The organism is Flavobacterium soyae, assembly GCF_021245985.1.
Classification (GTDB): domain Bacteria; phylum Bacteroidota; class Bacteroidia; order Flavobacteriales; family Flavobacteriaceae; genus Flavobacterium; species Flavobacterium soyae.
Genome location: NZ_JAJQXA010000016.1, coordinates 1 through 16,993, shown reverse-complemented (window position 1 = coordinate 16,993; position 16,993 = coordinate 1). Strand labels below are relative to the sequence as shown.

The following is a 16,993-nucleotide window of genomic DNA, read 5'->3' as shown; positions in this document are numbered from 1 at the left end:
ATTAGGTAATTAAAATCTAATTTATTTTATTTGGCAAAAATTAACCCTTAGTCGATTAAAAATTGTCAATGAGATCCTATTCAATTCAAGAAATTAATGAAGTAATTAATGGCGTAATTTACGGCACAACTTCGCAGAGCATTACCGCAACAGAGCAATTAGAAAAAGCTACAACTTCAGAAATTTCGTTTATAGGAAACAAAAAATATGAAAAATACTGGTCGACATCAAATGCATCAATTGCTGTTGTCAACGAAGACATTTCGATTGAACCTGGAGAAAACCGCGCTTTTATAAAAGTAAAAAATGCCGATTTGGCCATGTCGCAAATTCTGGCACTTTTTGCTCCGCCTGCTCCAATTTTTCATAATAACATCCATAGAACTGCTACTATAGACGAAACAGCAATTATTGGCGAAGGTGCTAAAATTGGTGCCGGCTGTTATATTGGGCCAAAAGTTGAAATTGGTGCCAATGCAGTAATTTATCCAAATGTTACTATTCTGGATGAATGTACCATTGGAAAAAATACCATTCTTTGGTCAGGAACAGTTGTTCGTGAGCGTTGCCATATTGGAAGTGATTGTATTATTCACCCAAACGCAACAATTGGTGCTGATGGTTTTGGTTTTCGACCTTGTACTGAAAAAGGTTTAGTTAAAATTCCACAAATTGGGAATGTAATCATTGGCAACGGAGTTGAAATTGGAGCAAATTCTTGTGTTGACCGTGGAAAATTTAGTTCGACAGTTTTGGGAGACGGATGTAAAATTGATAATTTAGTTCAAATTGGACATAACAGTAAATTAGGCCGATTCTGTATTATGGCAGGAAACAGTGGTTTAGCAGGTTCTGTAACTTTAGGAAATGGTGTTATTATTGGCGGAAGTGCCTCTATAAAAGATCATACCACTATTGGAGACGGAGCTGTAATTGGTGCTGGATCTGGTGTTACCGGAGACGTCCCTGCAGGAAAAACAATGCTGGGTTATCCGGCTGTTGAAGCTCGTGATGCTTTAAAACAATGGGCGATGCTAAAACGAATGGTTTGCACTCCTAAAAAATAAATTAATCTATAATTCTTAATATATTTAACACATAGAAGCATAGATTTTGTACGCTCAAAAAGGCGTTTCACTTGTTTAAATAAACATAGTTAGGCTATGTGTTAGAAACTAGTTTCTTTTTACTCCCTTCTTTAAACTATAAATCCTATGTTTCTATGTGTTTAAATAAAAAACCAGAATTATAAACTTTTTCTTAATTCACAAAGCAATCGGTTTATTTCAATGGATTTTGTAAATTAGCCAACACTATTTTGTAAAATCAATATTATATCATGGATTTAAACTTCAATAAAAACGAAGATCACAATAAACTATTACTTTCAGAACTAAAACAAAAATTTGCCAAAGTAAAACTAGGCGGCGGCGAAAAACGAATTGAAAAACTACATGCCGAAGGAAAAATGACGGCTCGTGAGCGTATCGCTTATTTGTTAGACGAAAATTCAGAAAATATTGAAATTGGCGGTTTTGCCGGAGAAGGAATGTACACTGATCATGGCGGATGTCCTTCTGGTGGAGTTGTTATTAAAATAGGATACATAAAAGGGAAACAATGTGTTGTAGTTGCCAATGATGCTACTGTAAAAGCTGGTGCCTGGTTTCCTATTACAGCTAAAAAAAACCTGCGTGCTCAGGAAATTGCAATCGAAAACAAACTTCCTATTATTTATTTGGTAGACAGCGCCGGAGTTTATCTGCCAATGCAGGATGAAATTTTTCCCGATAAAGAACATTTCGGCCGAATCTTTAGAAATAACGCTCAAATGAGCAGTATGGGAATCACGCAAATCGCTGCCGTTATGGGAAGCTGTGTTGCCGGAGGTGCTTATCTGCCAATTATGAGCGATGAAGCTTTAATTGTAGACAAAACAGGAAGCATTTTCCTTGCAGGGAGTTATTTAGTCAAAGCTGCAATTGGCGAAACGATTGATAATGAAACTTTGGGCGGCGCAACAACACACTGCGAAATTTCGGGAGTGACTGATTATAAAGCCAAAGATGATAAAGATGCTTTAGACAAAATCAAAAATATTGTTGATAAAATTGGTGATTTTGATAAAGCCGGCTATAGTCGAATTAAAGCTGAAAAACCTGCTTTAGACCAAAATGATATTTACGGAATTTTACCAAAAGCAAGAAACGAACAATACGATATGATGGAAATCATCAATCGTTTGGTTGATAATTCAGAATTTGAAGCTTATAAAGACGGTTACGGTCAATCATTAATTACGGGTTATGCTAGAATTGACGGCTGGGCAGTTGGTATTATAGCTAATCAGCGTAAAGTGGTGAAAACAAAAAAAGGCGAAATGCAGTTTGGCGGTGTAATTTATTCTGACAGCGCCGATAAAGCAACCCGTTTTATTGCAAATTGCAACCAAAAGAAAATTCCGTTGGTATTTTTACAAGACGTTACCGGATTTATGGTTGGTTCAAAATCAGAACATGGCGGTATTATTAAAGATGGTGCCAAAATGGTAAATGCGGTAAGTAATTCTGTTGTGCCAAAATTTACTGTAATTGTGGGTAATTCATATGGAGCAGGAAATTACGCCATGTGCGGAAAAGCCTATGATCCAAGATTAATATTTGCCTGGCCAAGTGCAGAACTTGCCGTTATGGGCGGAACACAAGCTGCTAAAGTTTTAGCGCAAATCGAAGCTTCTTCACTTAAAGCAAAAGGAGAAGTTGTTGACGAAGCCAAAAAAACAGAATTATTCAACAAAATAAAAGCACGTTACGACGAACAGACTTCGCCTTATTATGCTGCATCAAGATTATGGACAGATGCGATTATTGATCCGCTGGATACCCGCAAATGGATTTCAATGGGAATCGAGGCTGCCAACCACGCTCCTATACAAAAACCGTTTAATCTGGGTGTAATTCAGGTTTAATATTTCACTAAAACAGATAACGTGTTAAATAAATAGTAAAAAACTTATTTTCAGATACTTAAATTAAATATATCATTAAAAAATTATTAACTTTATATATAATTTTTAATCACGTAGTATCATGGAAAATGTCAAAAGCTTAAATAAGTGGGCAAACGCCCATACTTATTTACCAGTAGATTTAGTACGTATAATATTGGGTGTTTTTCTATTTATGAAAGGAGTTTCTTTTGTAACAAACGTTCAGTATTTACATGATTTAATTTCTCCAATTGATCGGTTCGGAGGCGGAATGTTTCTTCTGCATTATATTGCACCGGCACACATGATTGGAGGCATAATGATTGTTTTTGGGCTACTTACCCGCTGGGCAATTGCAGCTCAATTACCAATACTATTTGGAGCTGTTCTCGTAAACTTTATGGGACACATGCATTCTGAAAGCTTAATTCTTGCAATTGTAGTTTTACTCATTTGCATCTTCTTCTTATTTTACGGAGGAGGAAAACATTCTGCCGACTATTATTTTAAAATGCAGCAATAAAAATATTTTATCCTCAACTTTTAATAGTTGAGGATAAAATAATAAAGCCATTTTTAAGAAGTAATTAGCACTTAAAATTTTATTTATTGTGTTTTATGAACTAAATTCGCCGCCATGAATTGGATTCGTAAAACCATACTTTTTGTATCACTTTTGATTATAGGTCTTTTTGCCGCTCAGGCAAACGAACTTCCTGTGCAAAAAACGGAAAGCCAAAAAACAGATACCAATTTTTCTAAACAAACTGCAGATTCTTCAGCATTTATTCAGCCTCAGGCAAGCTATCATTTTGCTGCAAATATTAAAACAGATCATACTGCATCAATTAAATGGTTTGATTCGTTACTTATTGTTATTCCGCAGTATAAAATAATAAAAACTGCCTTTAACTTTACCAACCCATTTCCTGCACAGAGCAAAAAAATCTCATTAATGCTCTACGCCTTCCATTTTTTCTGGTAATTAAACTTTGAAATTTTAACCTGAAGAAACAATTCTTCACCAGTAATTAAACCGTTTCTATCCTGAAACTGTTTACTATTTCATATTATTTACCAAATTAAAAAAAACAAACATGGAAACAAGTGTAACCATAATTGGTATTGTGATTGCGGTCATAGTAGCCATTCCGATATATTTTTCAGCACGATCGAGCACAGCAAACAAAACAAAAATTTTAGACATCAAAAAGAAATACAACCCAAACAATCCTCAGGAATTTGATTTGACTGAATCTCAAAGCAATAAAACATTAACAATCGATCAAAAAAACAGAAAATTTATTTTGATGAATTTCAATCCAAACCAACAAGAATCAACTTATGTCGATTTGAGAACTGTTTCATCTTGCAAATTAGTTTTAACTACAGAAGGAAACTCAAATAGAATTGTAAAAATTGATTATGAATTTCTGGAAAGAGAAACTTCTAATAAAATTACAGTTCCATTCTATGATTTTGATGATGACCGCATCAAACAAATAAGTGCGTATCAAGATCATATGTTTGCCAAAAAATGGCTTAAAATCATTCAGGATTCTATTTAGTGTTAGTTATTTAATTCAGTAGAAAGAGGCTCATAAAGAGCCTCTTTTTTTGTCTCATACATGATATTTGTCATTTTATGTCTGTCGTTCAAATAGTAATTTTGATGTAAACTAAATCCGTCTTTATGAAAATTTCATTGACCCAGAAATACAATGTGCCTGGCCCAAGATACACGAGTTATCCTACAGTTCCTTATTGGAATGAAACTGCTTTTACAGTTGAAGAATGGAAAACATCTTTTCAAAAAGCATTTGCTGAAAGCAATTCAAAAAACGGAATTAGTCTCTATATTCATCTTCCTTTTTGCGAAAGTATGTGTACCTTTTGCGGATGCAACAAACGAATTACAAAAAATCATTCTGTCGAAGAAAAATACATTCAGGCACTTTTGAAAGAATGGAGTTTGTACTGCAGATTACTGCCAGAAAAACCTCTTATTAAAGAAATCCATTTAGGTGGAGGAACGCCTACTTTTTTTTCAACCAATAACTTAGAACATCTTATTAATGGTATTTTTAGCTTCGCAAATAAAGCTGAAAATCACGAATTTAGTTTTGAAGGACATCCTAATAATACGACTTACGAACAACTTAAAAAATTATATGATTTGGGCTTTCGCCGGGTGAGTTTTGGCGTTCAGGATTATTCAGAAAAAGTACAGAAAGCAATTAATCGTATTCAGCCTTTTCATAATGTTGCCAAGGTTACTTTTTGGGCTAAAGAAATTGGTTATAAATCTATCGGACATGATATTATATTCGGATTACCTTTCCAAACTTTAGATGATGTTGTTGATACTGTTGAGAAAACAAATTCCTTAAAACCAGATCGACTGGCTTTTTACAGCTATGCTCATGTGCCATGGATTAAAGGAAACGGACAACGTGGGTTCAACGATGAAAATCTTCCAAAAGATGCCGAAAAGAGACAGCTTTATGAAATAGGCAAACAGTTACTTTCTGTTAATGGTTATCATGAAATTGGCATGGATCATTTTGCTTTATCTTCAGACAGTTTATTTCATGCTGCTCACAACAAAAAAATGCATCGAAATTTTATGGGGTACAGTGCTTCAAAAACACAACTTATGATTGGTTTAGGAGTTTCTTCAATTAGTGACAGCTGGTACGGGTTTGCACAAAACACTAAAAATCTCGAAGATTATTATCAGTTATTAGAATGGAACCAGCTTCCGGTTGTAAAAGGCCATATTTTGAATGAAGAAGATCTTATCATTAGAAAACACATTCTAAATTTGACCTGCGATCTTGAAACTTCCTGGAGTAATGATTCTTTATATTTCAAAGAATTACCTCAAGTTTTAATGGCTTTAAAAGAAATAGAAAACGATCAATTAATTGTAATTGAAGAAAATAAAATCAAAATTACAGAAGCCGGAAGACCATTTGTCCGCAATATTTGTATGGCTTTTGATTTACATTTAAAAAGAAAATCACCGGAAACTAATTTGTTTTCGATGACGGTTTAATGACAATTAGGAGTTCCCTGAACAAACAAACTCATATTTGAAGGAGATAAATAGGGAATTCCTAAACCTAAGCCTCTCAGAATAAATAATACTCCAATAATTACAGCAACATAAGGAATTGCTTTTTGAATTTTATTTCGAAACGGTAATTTTAATAATGAGTTGACGTAAACTACAACTGTCATTAACGGAATAGTTCCTAATCCGTACAATAACATATACAAAACACCAAAACCGGCACTCTGCATGGCAATTGCTCCAAATAAAGCAACATAAACCATTCCGCATGGCAGGAATCCATTTAACAGGCCAATTGTAAAAAGAGATGTATAGCTTTTCTTTTTAAACTGACTTCCTAAGCTTGATTTTATATTGGAAATTACTTTATAAACGGGCTTTGAAAAATTGTATTTAGCGAATATTTTTTCTGGTATCAAAACAATTAGAATCATGGCAATACCAATAAAAATTGACATGTTTTGCTGCATTCCTGCTAAGAAAAATCCTCTTCCCAATAATCCGAAGATTAAACCAATCGTTGAGTAAGCAGTTAATCTTCCTAAATGATAAGTGATAATCTGCGTTACTTTTTTAGCTTCGTTTTGATGATCAACAGGAAGCATCATAGCAATTGGTCCGCACATGCCAACACAATGCAGACTACTGATAAGACCTAATATGAATGCTGAAAATAACATTTTTATTTATTTTTTATTGTCAAATTTTTGGTTATCATGTGTCCCTACGGGACACTTTTTTGTGGAATTTTATATTTTTTTCTACCAATGAGATGTTCCTAACGGAACATATATCGTAGAGATTATATATCGGTAAAAAGTAATATGCAAATATTTTGATGTCCGTAGAGAGTAAACATTTTGCCCAAAAAGTTAAATCAATATTAACGTGTAGTCCCTATGGGACATTTTCCTTTCGATATGCTTTTTTTCTACTGATATTTTGCTCCTAACGGAGCATATTTTATCGTAATTAATTATCATATTTTGCTAATCATTTGCCTCAAATGGAGGAGATTTTATTGAAATTAATTACCGATCTTTTTCCTTTGACAGATATTATTCAAGCATATCTCGTAGAGATAAAATATCGGTAAAAAAGAAATGCTCGAGTACTCTATTGTCCCGTAGGGGCTAAACTTCCTGCAAAAAAAGACTAAATCAATTTACGTAGATAACTTCTTTTGTTAAGTATTTTTTACCCTCATACTGCCATTCCATATTAACATCCCAGCGACCTTTGATTAGTTTTTTATGCGGAATTAATAGTGAAGAATTAGTCAAAGCTATTTCAGTATTAAAATCAAATTTTTTGTTTGAAGGTCGGTACAACAAAATGTTTCCCTTTATTTTATCACTTTCAAAAGCAGCGGGAAAAGTAACCTTTACACCATCTTCTTCAAACTTTACTGAAGGTTTATGCTGTAAATCATGCGCATTTTGAATTCTGGCCATTTCCTCTTGAAAATGCGTATCGTGTTTGTAATACTCTTCTACAACCAAATCATTGTCGTACTTACTATTTGACTGTACTTCAAAAACAAAGTATAATATAAAAGTCATAAACAAAGCAAATGCAATGACAATTCCGGTTCCCCAATTAATTTTCATGATACTGTATATTTTAATTAAAACTTCGCGGCCCTAAGAAATTTGTTGTGGTGGTTTCGAGTAATTCTTTGCCATTATACACACCAATTTTCACATTGGTTTTGTCACTCTCCAGTAAAACTTCGTCTATTTCTATAAATAAAGTTCCTTGCGAAATAGCTTCTTTTGCCACTTTAAAATGCTCTTTCCCTACATTGTTAATTTCACCTTTTTGATCGATTAATTCAAAATGAATATCATTATAATCTTTCATGGTTTTGTTGACAATTTTATAGGTATAAACATTACTTATTTTATCTCCTTTATGTTGAAAAAGCTGTCCGGGTAAACGCAGAATAACGGCCTGAACATCTGTTCTTAAAAACAACATCCCAACAAAAATACCCATTAAAATAAAAAGAACTGCACTGTAACCTTTCATTCTGGCAGTAAACTTAAAAGGTTCTTTTTTAACGATTTCATCTTCTGATGCATAACGAATAAGACCTTTCGGCAATCCTACACTTTCCATTATATGATCACATTCGTCAATACAAGCGGTGCAATTTGTACACTCTAACTGAGTTCCGTTTCTAATGTCAATTCCCATTGGGCAAACATGAACACATTGAAGGCAATCAATACAATCTCCTTTCCCAGTTAATGCTCTGTCTTCTTTTTTATTGAATTTTGCCCTTCCTTCTTCTTTTTCTCCTCTCACAAAATCATACGTAACGTTGATAGATTTGTTGTCTAAAAGAACGCCCTGCAGTCTCCCGTATGGGCAGGCTATGATACAAACCTGTTCGCGGAACCAGACAAAAACAAAATAGAAAACTCCGGTAAAAATAAGTAGTGCAATAAAATTACTTGCCTGCTGAATTGGCCCTTGTTCAACCATTAATAGTAAAGAATCACTTCCCACTAAATAAGCCAGAAAAACATTGGCAATTCCAAAAGAGATTAAAAAGAAAATCGTCCATTTAGTCAATCTTTTTCTGATTTTTTCAGCATTCCATTCCTGTCTTGCTAAACGGGATTGTGAACCACGATCGCCATCAATCCAATATTCGATTCGGCGAAAAACCAATTCAAGAAAAATGGTCTGCGGACAAATCCATCCGCAAAATATTCGGCCAAAAACAACTGTAAATAAAAGTACAAAGACAACGCCAATAAGCATTGAAATTACAAAGAGGTAAAAATCTTGGGGCCAAAAAGGAAAGCCGAAGATATTAAAACGACGTTCAATGATATTGAACATCATAAACTGGTTTCCGTTTACTTTTATAAACGGATTTATTATCAAAATTGCCAATAAAACATAACTGACAATTTTGCGGTAATCATAAAATTTACCAGACGGTTTCTTCGGAAAAATAAATTTTCTTTTACCACCTTCATCTATAGTTCCAATGGTATCTCTAAAAGCTTCGTCTGGTAAATTTGACATGATATTCTAATTATTTTTTAACTTGTGTGGTATCTTTTTTTGTATCTGCAGCGGCATCTGTTTTAGGAGTACTTTCATCTACCCAAACATCTCCTTCCGGTGCTTTAGGATCTTTTGGATTCGATCCTTGCAATGATAAAATATAACTCGCCACTTTTTGAATTTCTTTTGGTTTCATACCATTTGTTTTCCACGAAACCATCCCTTTTCCATCTCGTCCACCGTTGGTAATAGTATGAAATACATTTTTAATTCCTCCACCTAAAATCCAATGATCATCTGTTAAGTTAGGTCCAATTTGTCCTCCTCCGTCTGCTCTGTGACAAGCGGCACAATTCATTGCGAAAATTTCTTTTCCTGCAGCCAAACTTGCATCATCAGTCAGTAAAACAACCGTTTTTTCATCCATTAAATCCGGAGCTGTTTTTAAATATTCTTCGACATCAATTTTAGCTTGTGCCATTTCTTTTTTAAGTTCCATTTCCTGATCATCAGCTCCTAATACATCATAACGAACTACATAGATTACTCCAAAAATGATACAGATATAGAATAAATAAACCCACCACGGCGGTAAATTATTATCAAGCTCTTTGATGCCGTCATAATCATGGTCCATCAATAAATCTGCTTCTTTAGACATTGGTTCTGTCTTAGTAAGCTTGTGCATTAATTCTTTGAACCAAGTGCTTTCCTGAAGACTTAAACTATTCTCATAATCTAATTTTGCCTTTTCTTCTGGTGACATTAATTGATACATCACTTTATTTACAGCACTAAGTGTAATTTCGATTGCAATCAAAATAAACAGAAAGACAAATAAAAAAACTGATACCATTGGGTATTTTACAAAAGCAGGTCTGTCGCCTGAATCAATAAAATATTCCATCAAAGCAAATACAATGAAGAAAATTAACGGTACTCTAACATATACTGGGAAAAACTTTTTCATTTTTATCTATCTTTTGAGATTATAACTTGCCCTTCTTCTAAGGGTATATTACTCATTTCCTGAATTTTATCTTTTTTATAAGAAAACACCCAAATGCCCAATCCTACGAAAAAGAAAAAGAAAATCAAGAGGGAAAGTATCGGGTAAATTTCTACACCCGATATCGTTTCCATATTGTGTTTTATCTGTTCAAACATAATGCTGTTATTTAGAAGTTTCTTTTACTTTAATATCAGTACCAAGTCTTTGAATATATGCAATCAAAGCAACAATTTCTCTTTCATTCATCGGAATGAATTTTTCACCTTTTGCGGCAGCTTTTTTACGGCTGTCTTCATAACTTTTTACAAAGTCAGGATCATTTTCAAGGCTTTTCTCTATTTTAACTGCCTGTTCTCTCAATGTTCTTTGTGCATTTGCAACATCTTCTGACGAGTAAGGAACTCCAAGTGAAATCATTGCGTTCATTTTCTTTTGAGTCAATGAGATATCTAAAGGCTTATTATCAAATAACCATTTGTAACCCGGCATAATTGATCCTGCAGATGTACTTTGCGGATTCCACATATGGTTAAAATGCCAGTTGTCATTGTACTTACCTCCTACTCTTAACAAGTCCGGACCTGTACGTTTTGATCCCCACAAAAATGGATGATCGTAAACAAATTCTCCAGCTTTTGACTGAGGTCCATAACGTTCAACCTCACTTCTAAACGGACGAACTGATTGTGAGTGACAGCCTACACATCCTTCTCTAATATATAAATCACGTCCTTCAAGCTCCAATGGTGTATATGGCTTTACACTTGAAATAGTCGGAATATTTGATTTTACCATAATCGTTGGTACGATCTGAATAACACCTCCAATTAAAATGGCAATTGTAGCCAAAATGGTTAACTGAATTGGTTTTCTTTCTAACCATGAATGGAATTTTTCTCCACTTAATCTATTACTGCTTATTTTTTGTAATGCCGGAGCTTGTGCTAATTCATCTTCGATTGTTTCACCAGCTCTAACTGTCATGATAATATTGTAAACCAATGTCAGCATTCCTATTAAGTACAAACTACCTCCTATTGCTCTCATCCAATACATTGGCATAATTGCAGTTACAGTTTCAAGGAAGTTTCCGTACGTTAAAGTTCCGTCTGGGTTAAATTGTTTCCACATTGATGCTTGTTGAAAACCTGCAACGTATAATGGAATTGTATACACAATAATACCAAGAGTACCAATCCAGAAATGGAAATTTGCTAATTTTTTAGAGAATAATGCTGTTTTTGTCATTCGTGGAATCAACCAGTAAATAATGGCAAACGACATAAATCCGTTCCAAGCTAATGCACCAACGTGTACGTGTGCAACGATCCAGTCTGTATAGTGCGCAATAGCATTTACATTTTTCAGAGATAACATTGGTCCTTCAAAAGTCGCCATTCCGTAACCTGTAATCGCTACAACAAAGAATTTTAAAACCGGTTCTTCACGAACTTTATCCCACGCACCTCTTAATGTTAATAGTCCGTTGATCATACCTCCCCAAGACGGGGCAATAAGCATTACTGAAAATGCAACACCTAAATTTTGAGCCCAGTTTGGTAAAGCTGAATATAATAAGTGGTGCGGCCCTGCCCAGATATAGATAAAAATTAAAGACCAAAAGTGAATAATAGATAATCTATAAGAGTAAATAGGACGATTTGCAATTTTAGGAACGAAGTAATACATCAATCCTAAAAATGGCGTAGTTAAGAAAAATGCAACTGCATTATGTCCGTACCACCATTGTACCAATGCATCCTGAACACCAGCGTATACAGAGTAACTTTTTAATCCTGAAACAGGAATTTCAATATTATTGAAAATATGCAATACGGCAACTGTTACAAATGTTGCCAAATAAAACCAAATTGCTACATATAAATGGCGCTCTCTACGACGCAGCATGGTTCCTATCATATTGATTCCCATGACAACCCAAATTAACGCTATAGCAATATCAATAGGCCATTCAAGTTCTGCATATTCCTTCGAAGAAGTATATCCTAATGGCAATGTGATGGCTGCGGCGACAATGATTAACTGCCAGCCCCAAAAATGCAGATTACTTAAAAAGTCGCTAAACATTCTGGCTTTCAGCAATCGCTGCATTGAATAATACATCCCTGCAAAAAAAGCATTCCCAACAAAGGCAAAAATAACGGCATTTGTGTGTAAAGGCCTTAAACGACCATAACTAAGCCATGAAATCCCATCTGTAATATTGGGAAAAAGGTACATAACCGCCAGGGTCAGCCCCACTAACATACCCACAACTCCAAATAGAATGGTGGCGTAAATGAATTTTTTTACAATTTTGTTGTCGTAATAAAACTGTTCCATTTCCATAATTTATACTTGTTTTTCTTCGATTGGTGAATTATTATTTTGGGATGTAATTTTGGTCTCGTCGTCAAAAAGAATTCTGACCGAGGGCGTATAATCATCATCGTATTGCCCTGATTTTACAGCAACAATAAAGGCAATAAAGAAACAGATTGCTACGAAAATACTTACTGAAATTAAAAGATAAATAACACTCATACCGTAAATTTATGTTAACAAAATTACTAGGTGATTGGCTTTTAAAATATGATAATTATCATAGTTGTAGAAGAATGTTAAAAATAAGAAAAATAATCTTACAATCGTTTAAAATCAGTCTAAATTCTTACAACTTAAATAATTAGACATAAAAGTAACGAAGCTTACAATCGTAATAGTGCTTAAAGGCATAATGATTGCAGCAACTAAAGGGAGCAGGTTTCCGGTAACGGCAAACGTAAGTCCTACAATATTATAAAGAAGTGACAGACCAAAACTCATTTTGATAATCAGGATAGATTTATGAGAGAGTTTTAAGAAGTAGTTTAATCGTGAAAATTCACCTGCGTCGAGAATTGCATCGCAGGCGGGAGAAAATACATTTACATTTTCGGATACAGAAACACCAACGTTGCTTTGTGCAAGAGCCCCCGCATCATTTAGGCCATCACCTACCATCATAACATTTTTTCCTGTTTCCTGCAGTTTCTTGATAAATTCTAATTTCTGTTCTGGCTTTTGGTTAAAAACCAGTTCGGTATTTTTAGGCAAAATAGCTTCGAGATTTTCTCTTTCGCCATCATTATCCCCAGAAAGTACTTTTATATTATATTCTCTGCTAAGTGTTTCAAACAATTTTTCAAGCCCTTCGCGATATTGATTTTGGAAGATAAATTTTCCATAATATATATTGTCGATTTTAATATGAAGTGAGGTTCGTTCTATTTCTGAAGAGTCTAAAACCTCGCTTTCAACAAATGATGAAGAACCTATTTTTACTTCTTTTTCTTCGGCGAAAGCCAAAATTCCTTTTCCGGTAATTTCCTGAAAATCATCAATTTTTATTCTTTCATATTCCGGTAAAAAGTCATACAGCATCCTGCTTAAAGGATGATTTGAACCTCGAAGCACATTTTTTATTAATTGCAAATTTTCATCAGAAAAATCAATTCCTTCATATAAAATATTAGATTTTTTATTGGTTGTAATGGTTCCGGTTTTATCAAAAACAATAGTGTCAACTTTAGCTAATTGTTCGATTACTAAAGCATTTTTCAGATACATTTTTTGTTTTCCCATTATTCTGAGAATATTTCCAAAAGTAAACGGGGCCGTAAGTGCCAGCGCGCAAGGACACGCGACAATTAATACTGCTGTAAAAACATTAAAGGCAATATTAGCATCGATAAATATCCAGTAACCAAACCCTGCAAAGGCAATAAGCAGTAAAATTGGTGTAAAATAACGACTTAAAGCATCTGTAATCGTTTTGTGTTTTTGCTCTACTTTTTTCTGGAAAATTTCGTTACTCCATAATTGAGTCAGATAACTTTGAGAAACGGAATGTAAAACTTCCATTTCTATAACTTTACCTATTTGTTTTCCGCCGGCGAATATTTTGTCTCCTGATTTTTTTGTGATTGGGACAGCTTCTCCGGTAACAAAACTATAATCAATTTCGGCCTTTTCGCTCATTAAAATTCCGTCTACCGGAATTAATTCCTGATTTCGGATCAGCAATCTGTTTCCTTTTAGAACATCATAAATAGGTACGCTTTCTTCAGAAAAATCTGCATTGATCCTCGTTACCGCAATTGGAAAATAGGATTTGAAATCTCTTTCGAAACTTAAAAAACTATAGGTTTTTGTTTGAAACATTTTCCCCAGCAGCATAAAGAAAACCAAACTGGCCAAACTGTCAAAAAATCCCGGTCCGTGATCCATCAGCATATCATAAGTACTACGGATGAACATTACAATAATTCCTAAAGCTATAGGAATATCAATATTTAACATTCTGGTTCGTATACTGTGATAAGCCGAAACGTAATAACCACTTGCAGAATATAAAAAACTTGGTAATGCTAAAAGAAAAATTAAAATTCTAAAAAACGGTTTATAGCTGTCTAACCAGAATTCTTTGATTTCGAAATATTCAGGAAATGAAAGCAGCATAATATTTCCGAAACAGAAAAAAGCAACGCCTACTTTATAAGTCAAACTTCTGTCTACTTTATTTTTACCTGTTTCGTAATTTTCTAAACTAATATAAGGCTCGTAACCTATAGAACTTAATAAGTATACAATTGATTTTAGAGAAACGGTTTCTGAATTGAAGGTGATTCGAACCTTTTTTTCGGGGAAATTAACTTGTGAGGTGCTGATTCCGGGCTGTAAACGATTTAGGTTTTCAAGAATCCAGATACATGAACTGCAGTGAATATGCGGAATATTTAATGAAACTATTGAAGTATTTGCTTCCTGAAATTCGAGAACTTTAGCTAAAATTGCTTCGTTGTCTAAAAAGTCATATTTGCCCTGAATATCTTGAGGAGTAGCACCTGGCGATTTTTCGAAATCATAATAGCAGGTTAAATCATTTAGACTAAAAATTTCATAAACTGTTTTACAGCCTGTACAACAAAACTTTTTTTCATCAAAATTGATTTCTTCATTTTTAGGAATAGTCAGCCCGCAATGAAAACAACTCTGCTCGCTCATAATTTGTTTTTTAATTTGCAAAATTCAATAAAAGCGGTAACTATAACTATGACATTTATCATGTTATAATGAAATCTAATCCTAAAGTAATAAAATAATTTATCAAATCTAAATAATACCTTTTTCTACGCATTTTTAGCCGTAAAAGTACTTTTAAACCACAAGAATTGGTTAATTTTACACCAAATTACTCCTGCTATGAATAAATGTGATCAATGTATTGTTCGTCAGCTTTCTTCTTTAAAAGCCCTGAATAAAGATGAAGTTGTAAAATTGGCTAATAGCAAAACCACCTACACAATTAAAAAAGGCGAAGCTATTTTTGAAGAGGGCGAAGTTACTAACGGTGTTTTCTGCGTTAAGGACGGAGTTGGAAAACTTTCTAAATTAAGCGCCAACGGAAAAGATCAAATCGTTAAACTTGTAAAATCCGGAGAACTTTTAGGACAGCGTTCGATGATTAGCAATGAGCCTGCAAATTTATCTGCAAAAGCAATTGCTGACATGGAAGTTTGTTTTATTCCAAAATCTGAAATCATCCATTTCTTTAACAACAACAATCAGTTTTCTTTAAATTTGATGCAGTCTGTATGTGAAGATTTGAAAGAATCTGAAAATGATAAAATTGCCTTAGTACAAAAAACGGTAAAACAGCGTTTGGCAGAAACTTTATTGCATTTGCATAATGAGTTTGGAGAAAATGCAGATAAAACCCTAAAAGTACAGCTTACCAGAGAAGAACTTGCGGGAATAATTGGAACAGCAACTGAAAGCTGCATCCGCTTATTATCTGACTTTAATAAACTGGAATTGATTGAATTAGTGGGTAAAAAAATAATGCTTAAAAATATAAAAGCATTAAAACGAATGGCAGAATAAATTACTGTTTTTTAGCTTCGTTCCAAAAAACATCCATTTCAGCCAGAGTCATATCCATTAAAGGTTTTCCTAACTCGCCTGCTTTACTTTCTAAATATTGAAAACGCTTAATAAATTTTTTATTTGTACGTTCTAAAGCATCTTCCGGGTTAACATTTAAAAATCTGGCATAGTTGATCATCGAGAATAAAACATCTCCAAATTCGGCTTCAATTTTGTCCTGATCACCTGCTTCAACTTCAACCTGCAATTCGTTTAGTTCTTCCTGAACTTTGTCCCAAACCTGATGCGGTTCTTCCCAGTCAAAACCCACTCCTTTTACTTTATCCTGAATTCGGCTTGCTTTTACTAATGCCGGTAAACTTCTCGGAACTCCTTCTAAAACTGATTTCTTACCTTCTTTAAGTTTTAGTTTTTCCCAGTTTTGTTTTACTTCTTCTTCATCTTTTACAACAGTATCAGAATAAATATGTGGATGACGGTGAATTAATTTATCGCAGATTTCGTTGCAGACATCGGCAATGTCAAAATCGTTGGTTTCTGAGCCTATTTTAGCATAAAAAACAATATGAAGCAGTAAATCTCCAAGTTCTTTTTTTACTTCATTTAAATCATTGTCCAAAATGGCATCGCCTAACTCGTAAGTTTCTTCAATCGTTAAATGCCTTAATGTCTGCAATGTCTGTTTTTTATCCCATGGGCACTGCTCACGAAGTTCATCCATGATAATTAATAATCTTTCGAAGGCTTTGAGTTGAAGTTCTTTGCTCATTTTTTTATTTTAAGATACCAAAATTAAAATAATTTGCTGATTAAACGGCTCTTTCTTAAACTAAAAAAGAAGAGGCTGTCTCAAAAGTGAGGCAGCTTTTTTTGTGGCATAAAAAAAGGAAAGCTTTCGCTTTCCTAATTCTTGCAATTTGATTAAATTGCGGTGTGTGTATAGCTTCAAAAGTAGTCTTTAAAG

General features: G+C 33.9%; 16 protein-coding genes. 7 read left to right on the top strand and 9 right to left on the bottom strand.

Annotated features, from left to right (window positions below; genetic code table 11):
• The first annotated feature begins 68 nt into the window (after window positions 1–68).
• From lpxD to hemN, 6 genes are all read left to right on the top strand, one after another.
• Window positions 69–1,067 (top strand): UDP-3-O-(3-hydroxymyristoyl)glucosamine N-acyltransferase, encoded by a 999-nt coding sequence (gene lpxD, locus LUU93_RS17470; RefSeq protein ID WP_232682452.1) that lies wholly within the window; start codon window positions 69–71, stop codon window positions 1,065–1,067.
• A 272-nt stretch (window positions 1,068–1,339) separates the two neighbouring features.
• The gene (locus LUU93_RS17465; RefSeq protein ID WP_232682451.1) at window positions 1,340–2,968 is read left to right on the top strand and encodes an acyl-CoA carboxylase subunit beta; all 1,629 of its coding nucleotides are present in this window, start codon (window positions 1,340–1,342) and stop codon (window positions 2,966–2,968) included.
• A gap of 121 nt (window positions 2,969–3,089) precedes the next feature.
• Window positions 3,090–3,512 (top strand): DoxX family protein, encoded by a 423-nt coding sequence (locus LUU93_RS17460; protein WP_053473598.1) that lies wholly within the window; start codon window positions 3,090–3,092, stop codon window positions 3,510–3,512.
• A gap of 114 nt (window positions 3,513–3,626) precedes the next feature.
• The gene (locus tag LUU93_RS17455; RefSeq protein WP_232682450.1) at window positions 3,627–3,974 is read left to right on the top strand and encodes a hypothetical protein; all 348 of its coding nucleotides are present in this window, start codon (window positions 3,627–3,629) and stop codon (window positions 3,972–3,974) included.
• Between the two features lie 112 nt (window positions 3,975–4,086).
• Complete coding sequence (locus LUU93_RS17450) at window positions 4,087–4,557, top strand: hypothetical protein (RefSeq protein WP_232682449.1); 471 nt, start codon at window positions 4,087–4,089, stop codon at window positions 4,555–4,557.
• A 125-nt stretch (window positions 4,558–4,682) separates the two neighbouring features.
• Window positions 4,683–6,047 (top strand): oxygen-independent coproporphyrinogen III oxidase, encoded by a 1,365-nt coding sequence (gene hemN, locus LUU93_RS17445; protein WP_232682448.1) that lies wholly within the window; start codon window positions 4,683–4,685, stop codon window positions 6,045–6,047.
• On the opposite strand, the gene LUU93_RS17440 is transcribed toward hemN, so the two are convergent.
• The 8 genes from LUU93_RS17440 to LUU93_RS17405 all read right to left on the bottom strand — a co-directional run bounded on the left by LUU93_RS17440 (window position 6,044) and on the right by LUU93_RS17405 (window position 15,147).
• Window positions 6,044–6,745, bottom strand: coding sequence for a sulfite exporter TauE/SafE family protein (locus LUU93_RS17440; protein ID WP_232682447.1), 702 nt, complete (start codon window positions 6,743–6,745; stop codon window positions 6,044–6,046). The genes hemN and LUU93_RS17440 overlap by 4 nt on opposite strands.
• A gap of 480 nt (window positions 6,746–7,225) precedes the next feature.
• Window positions 7,226–7,675 carry a FixH family protein gene (locus LUU93_RS17435; protein WP_232682446.1) on the bottom strand — a complete coding sequence of 150 codons (450 nt, stop codon included), beginning with the start codon at window positions 7,673–7,675 and terminating at the stop codon, window positions 7,226–7,228.
• Window positions 7,676–7,688: 13 nt separating this feature from the next.
• Entirely contained in the window at window positions 7,689–9,107 is a 1,419-nt protein-coding gene (ccoG, locus tag LUU93_RS17430) for a cytochrome c oxidase accessory protein CcoG (RefSeq protein ID WP_232682445.1), read from the bottom strand.
• Window positions 9,108–9,117: 10 nt separating this feature from the next.
• On the bottom strand, window positions 9,118–10,059 hold the full coding sequence (locus LUU93_RS17425; RefSeq protein ID WP_232682444.1) for a cbb3-type cytochrome c oxidase N-terminal domain-containing protein: 942 nt from the start codon (window positions 10,057–10,059) through the stop codon (window positions 9,118–9,120).
• A gap of 2 nt (window positions 10,060–10,061) precedes the next feature.
• Window positions 10,062–10,256, bottom strand: a complete 195-nt coding sequence (locus LUU93_RS17420; RefSeq protein WP_053473606.1) for a CcoQ/FixQ family Cbb3-type cytochrome c oxidase assembly chaperone — start codon at window positions 10,254–10,256, stop codon at window positions 10,062–10,064.
• A 7-nt stretch (window positions 10,257–10,263) separates the two neighbouring features.
• Entirely contained in the window at window positions 10,264–12,450 is a 2,187-nt protein-coding gene (ccoN, locus tag LUU93_RS17415) for a cytochrome-c oxidase, cbb3-type subunit I (RefSeq protein WP_232682443.1), read from the bottom strand.
• Between the two features lie 3 nt (window positions 12,451–12,453).
• A complete protein-coding gene (gene ccoS, locus LUU93_RS17410) occupies window positions 12,454–12,645 on the bottom strand; it encodes a cbb3-type cytochrome oxidase assembly protein CcoS (protein ID WP_232682442.1) in 192 nt (63 codons plus the stop codon).
• A 114-nt stretch (window positions 12,646–12,759) separates the two neighbouring features.
• Entirely contained in the window at window positions 12,760–15,147 is a 2,388-nt protein-coding gene (locus tag LUU93_RS17405) for a heavy metal translocating P-type ATPase (protein WP_232682441.1), read from the bottom strand.
• A 198-nt stretch (window positions 15,148–15,345) separates the two neighbouring features.
• On the opposite strand from LUU93_RS17405, the gene LUU93_RS17400 reads away from it, so the two are divergent.
• Complete coding sequence (locus tag LUU93_RS17400; RefSeq protein ID WP_232682440.1) at window positions 15,346–16,026, top strand: Crp/Fnr family transcriptional regulator; 681 nt, start codon at window positions 15,346–15,348, stop codon at window positions 16,024–16,026.
• 1 nt (window position 16,027) lies between these two features.
• Here the strand turns inward: LUU93_RS17400 and mazG are convergent, their stop codons facing one another.
• Entirely contained in the window at window positions 16,028–16,798 is a 771-nt protein-coding gene (mazG, locus tag LUU93_RS17395) for a nucleoside triphosphate pyrophosphohydrolase (protein WP_232682439.1), read from the bottom strand.
• Between the last annotated feature and the right edge of the window lie 195 nt (window positions 16,799–16,993).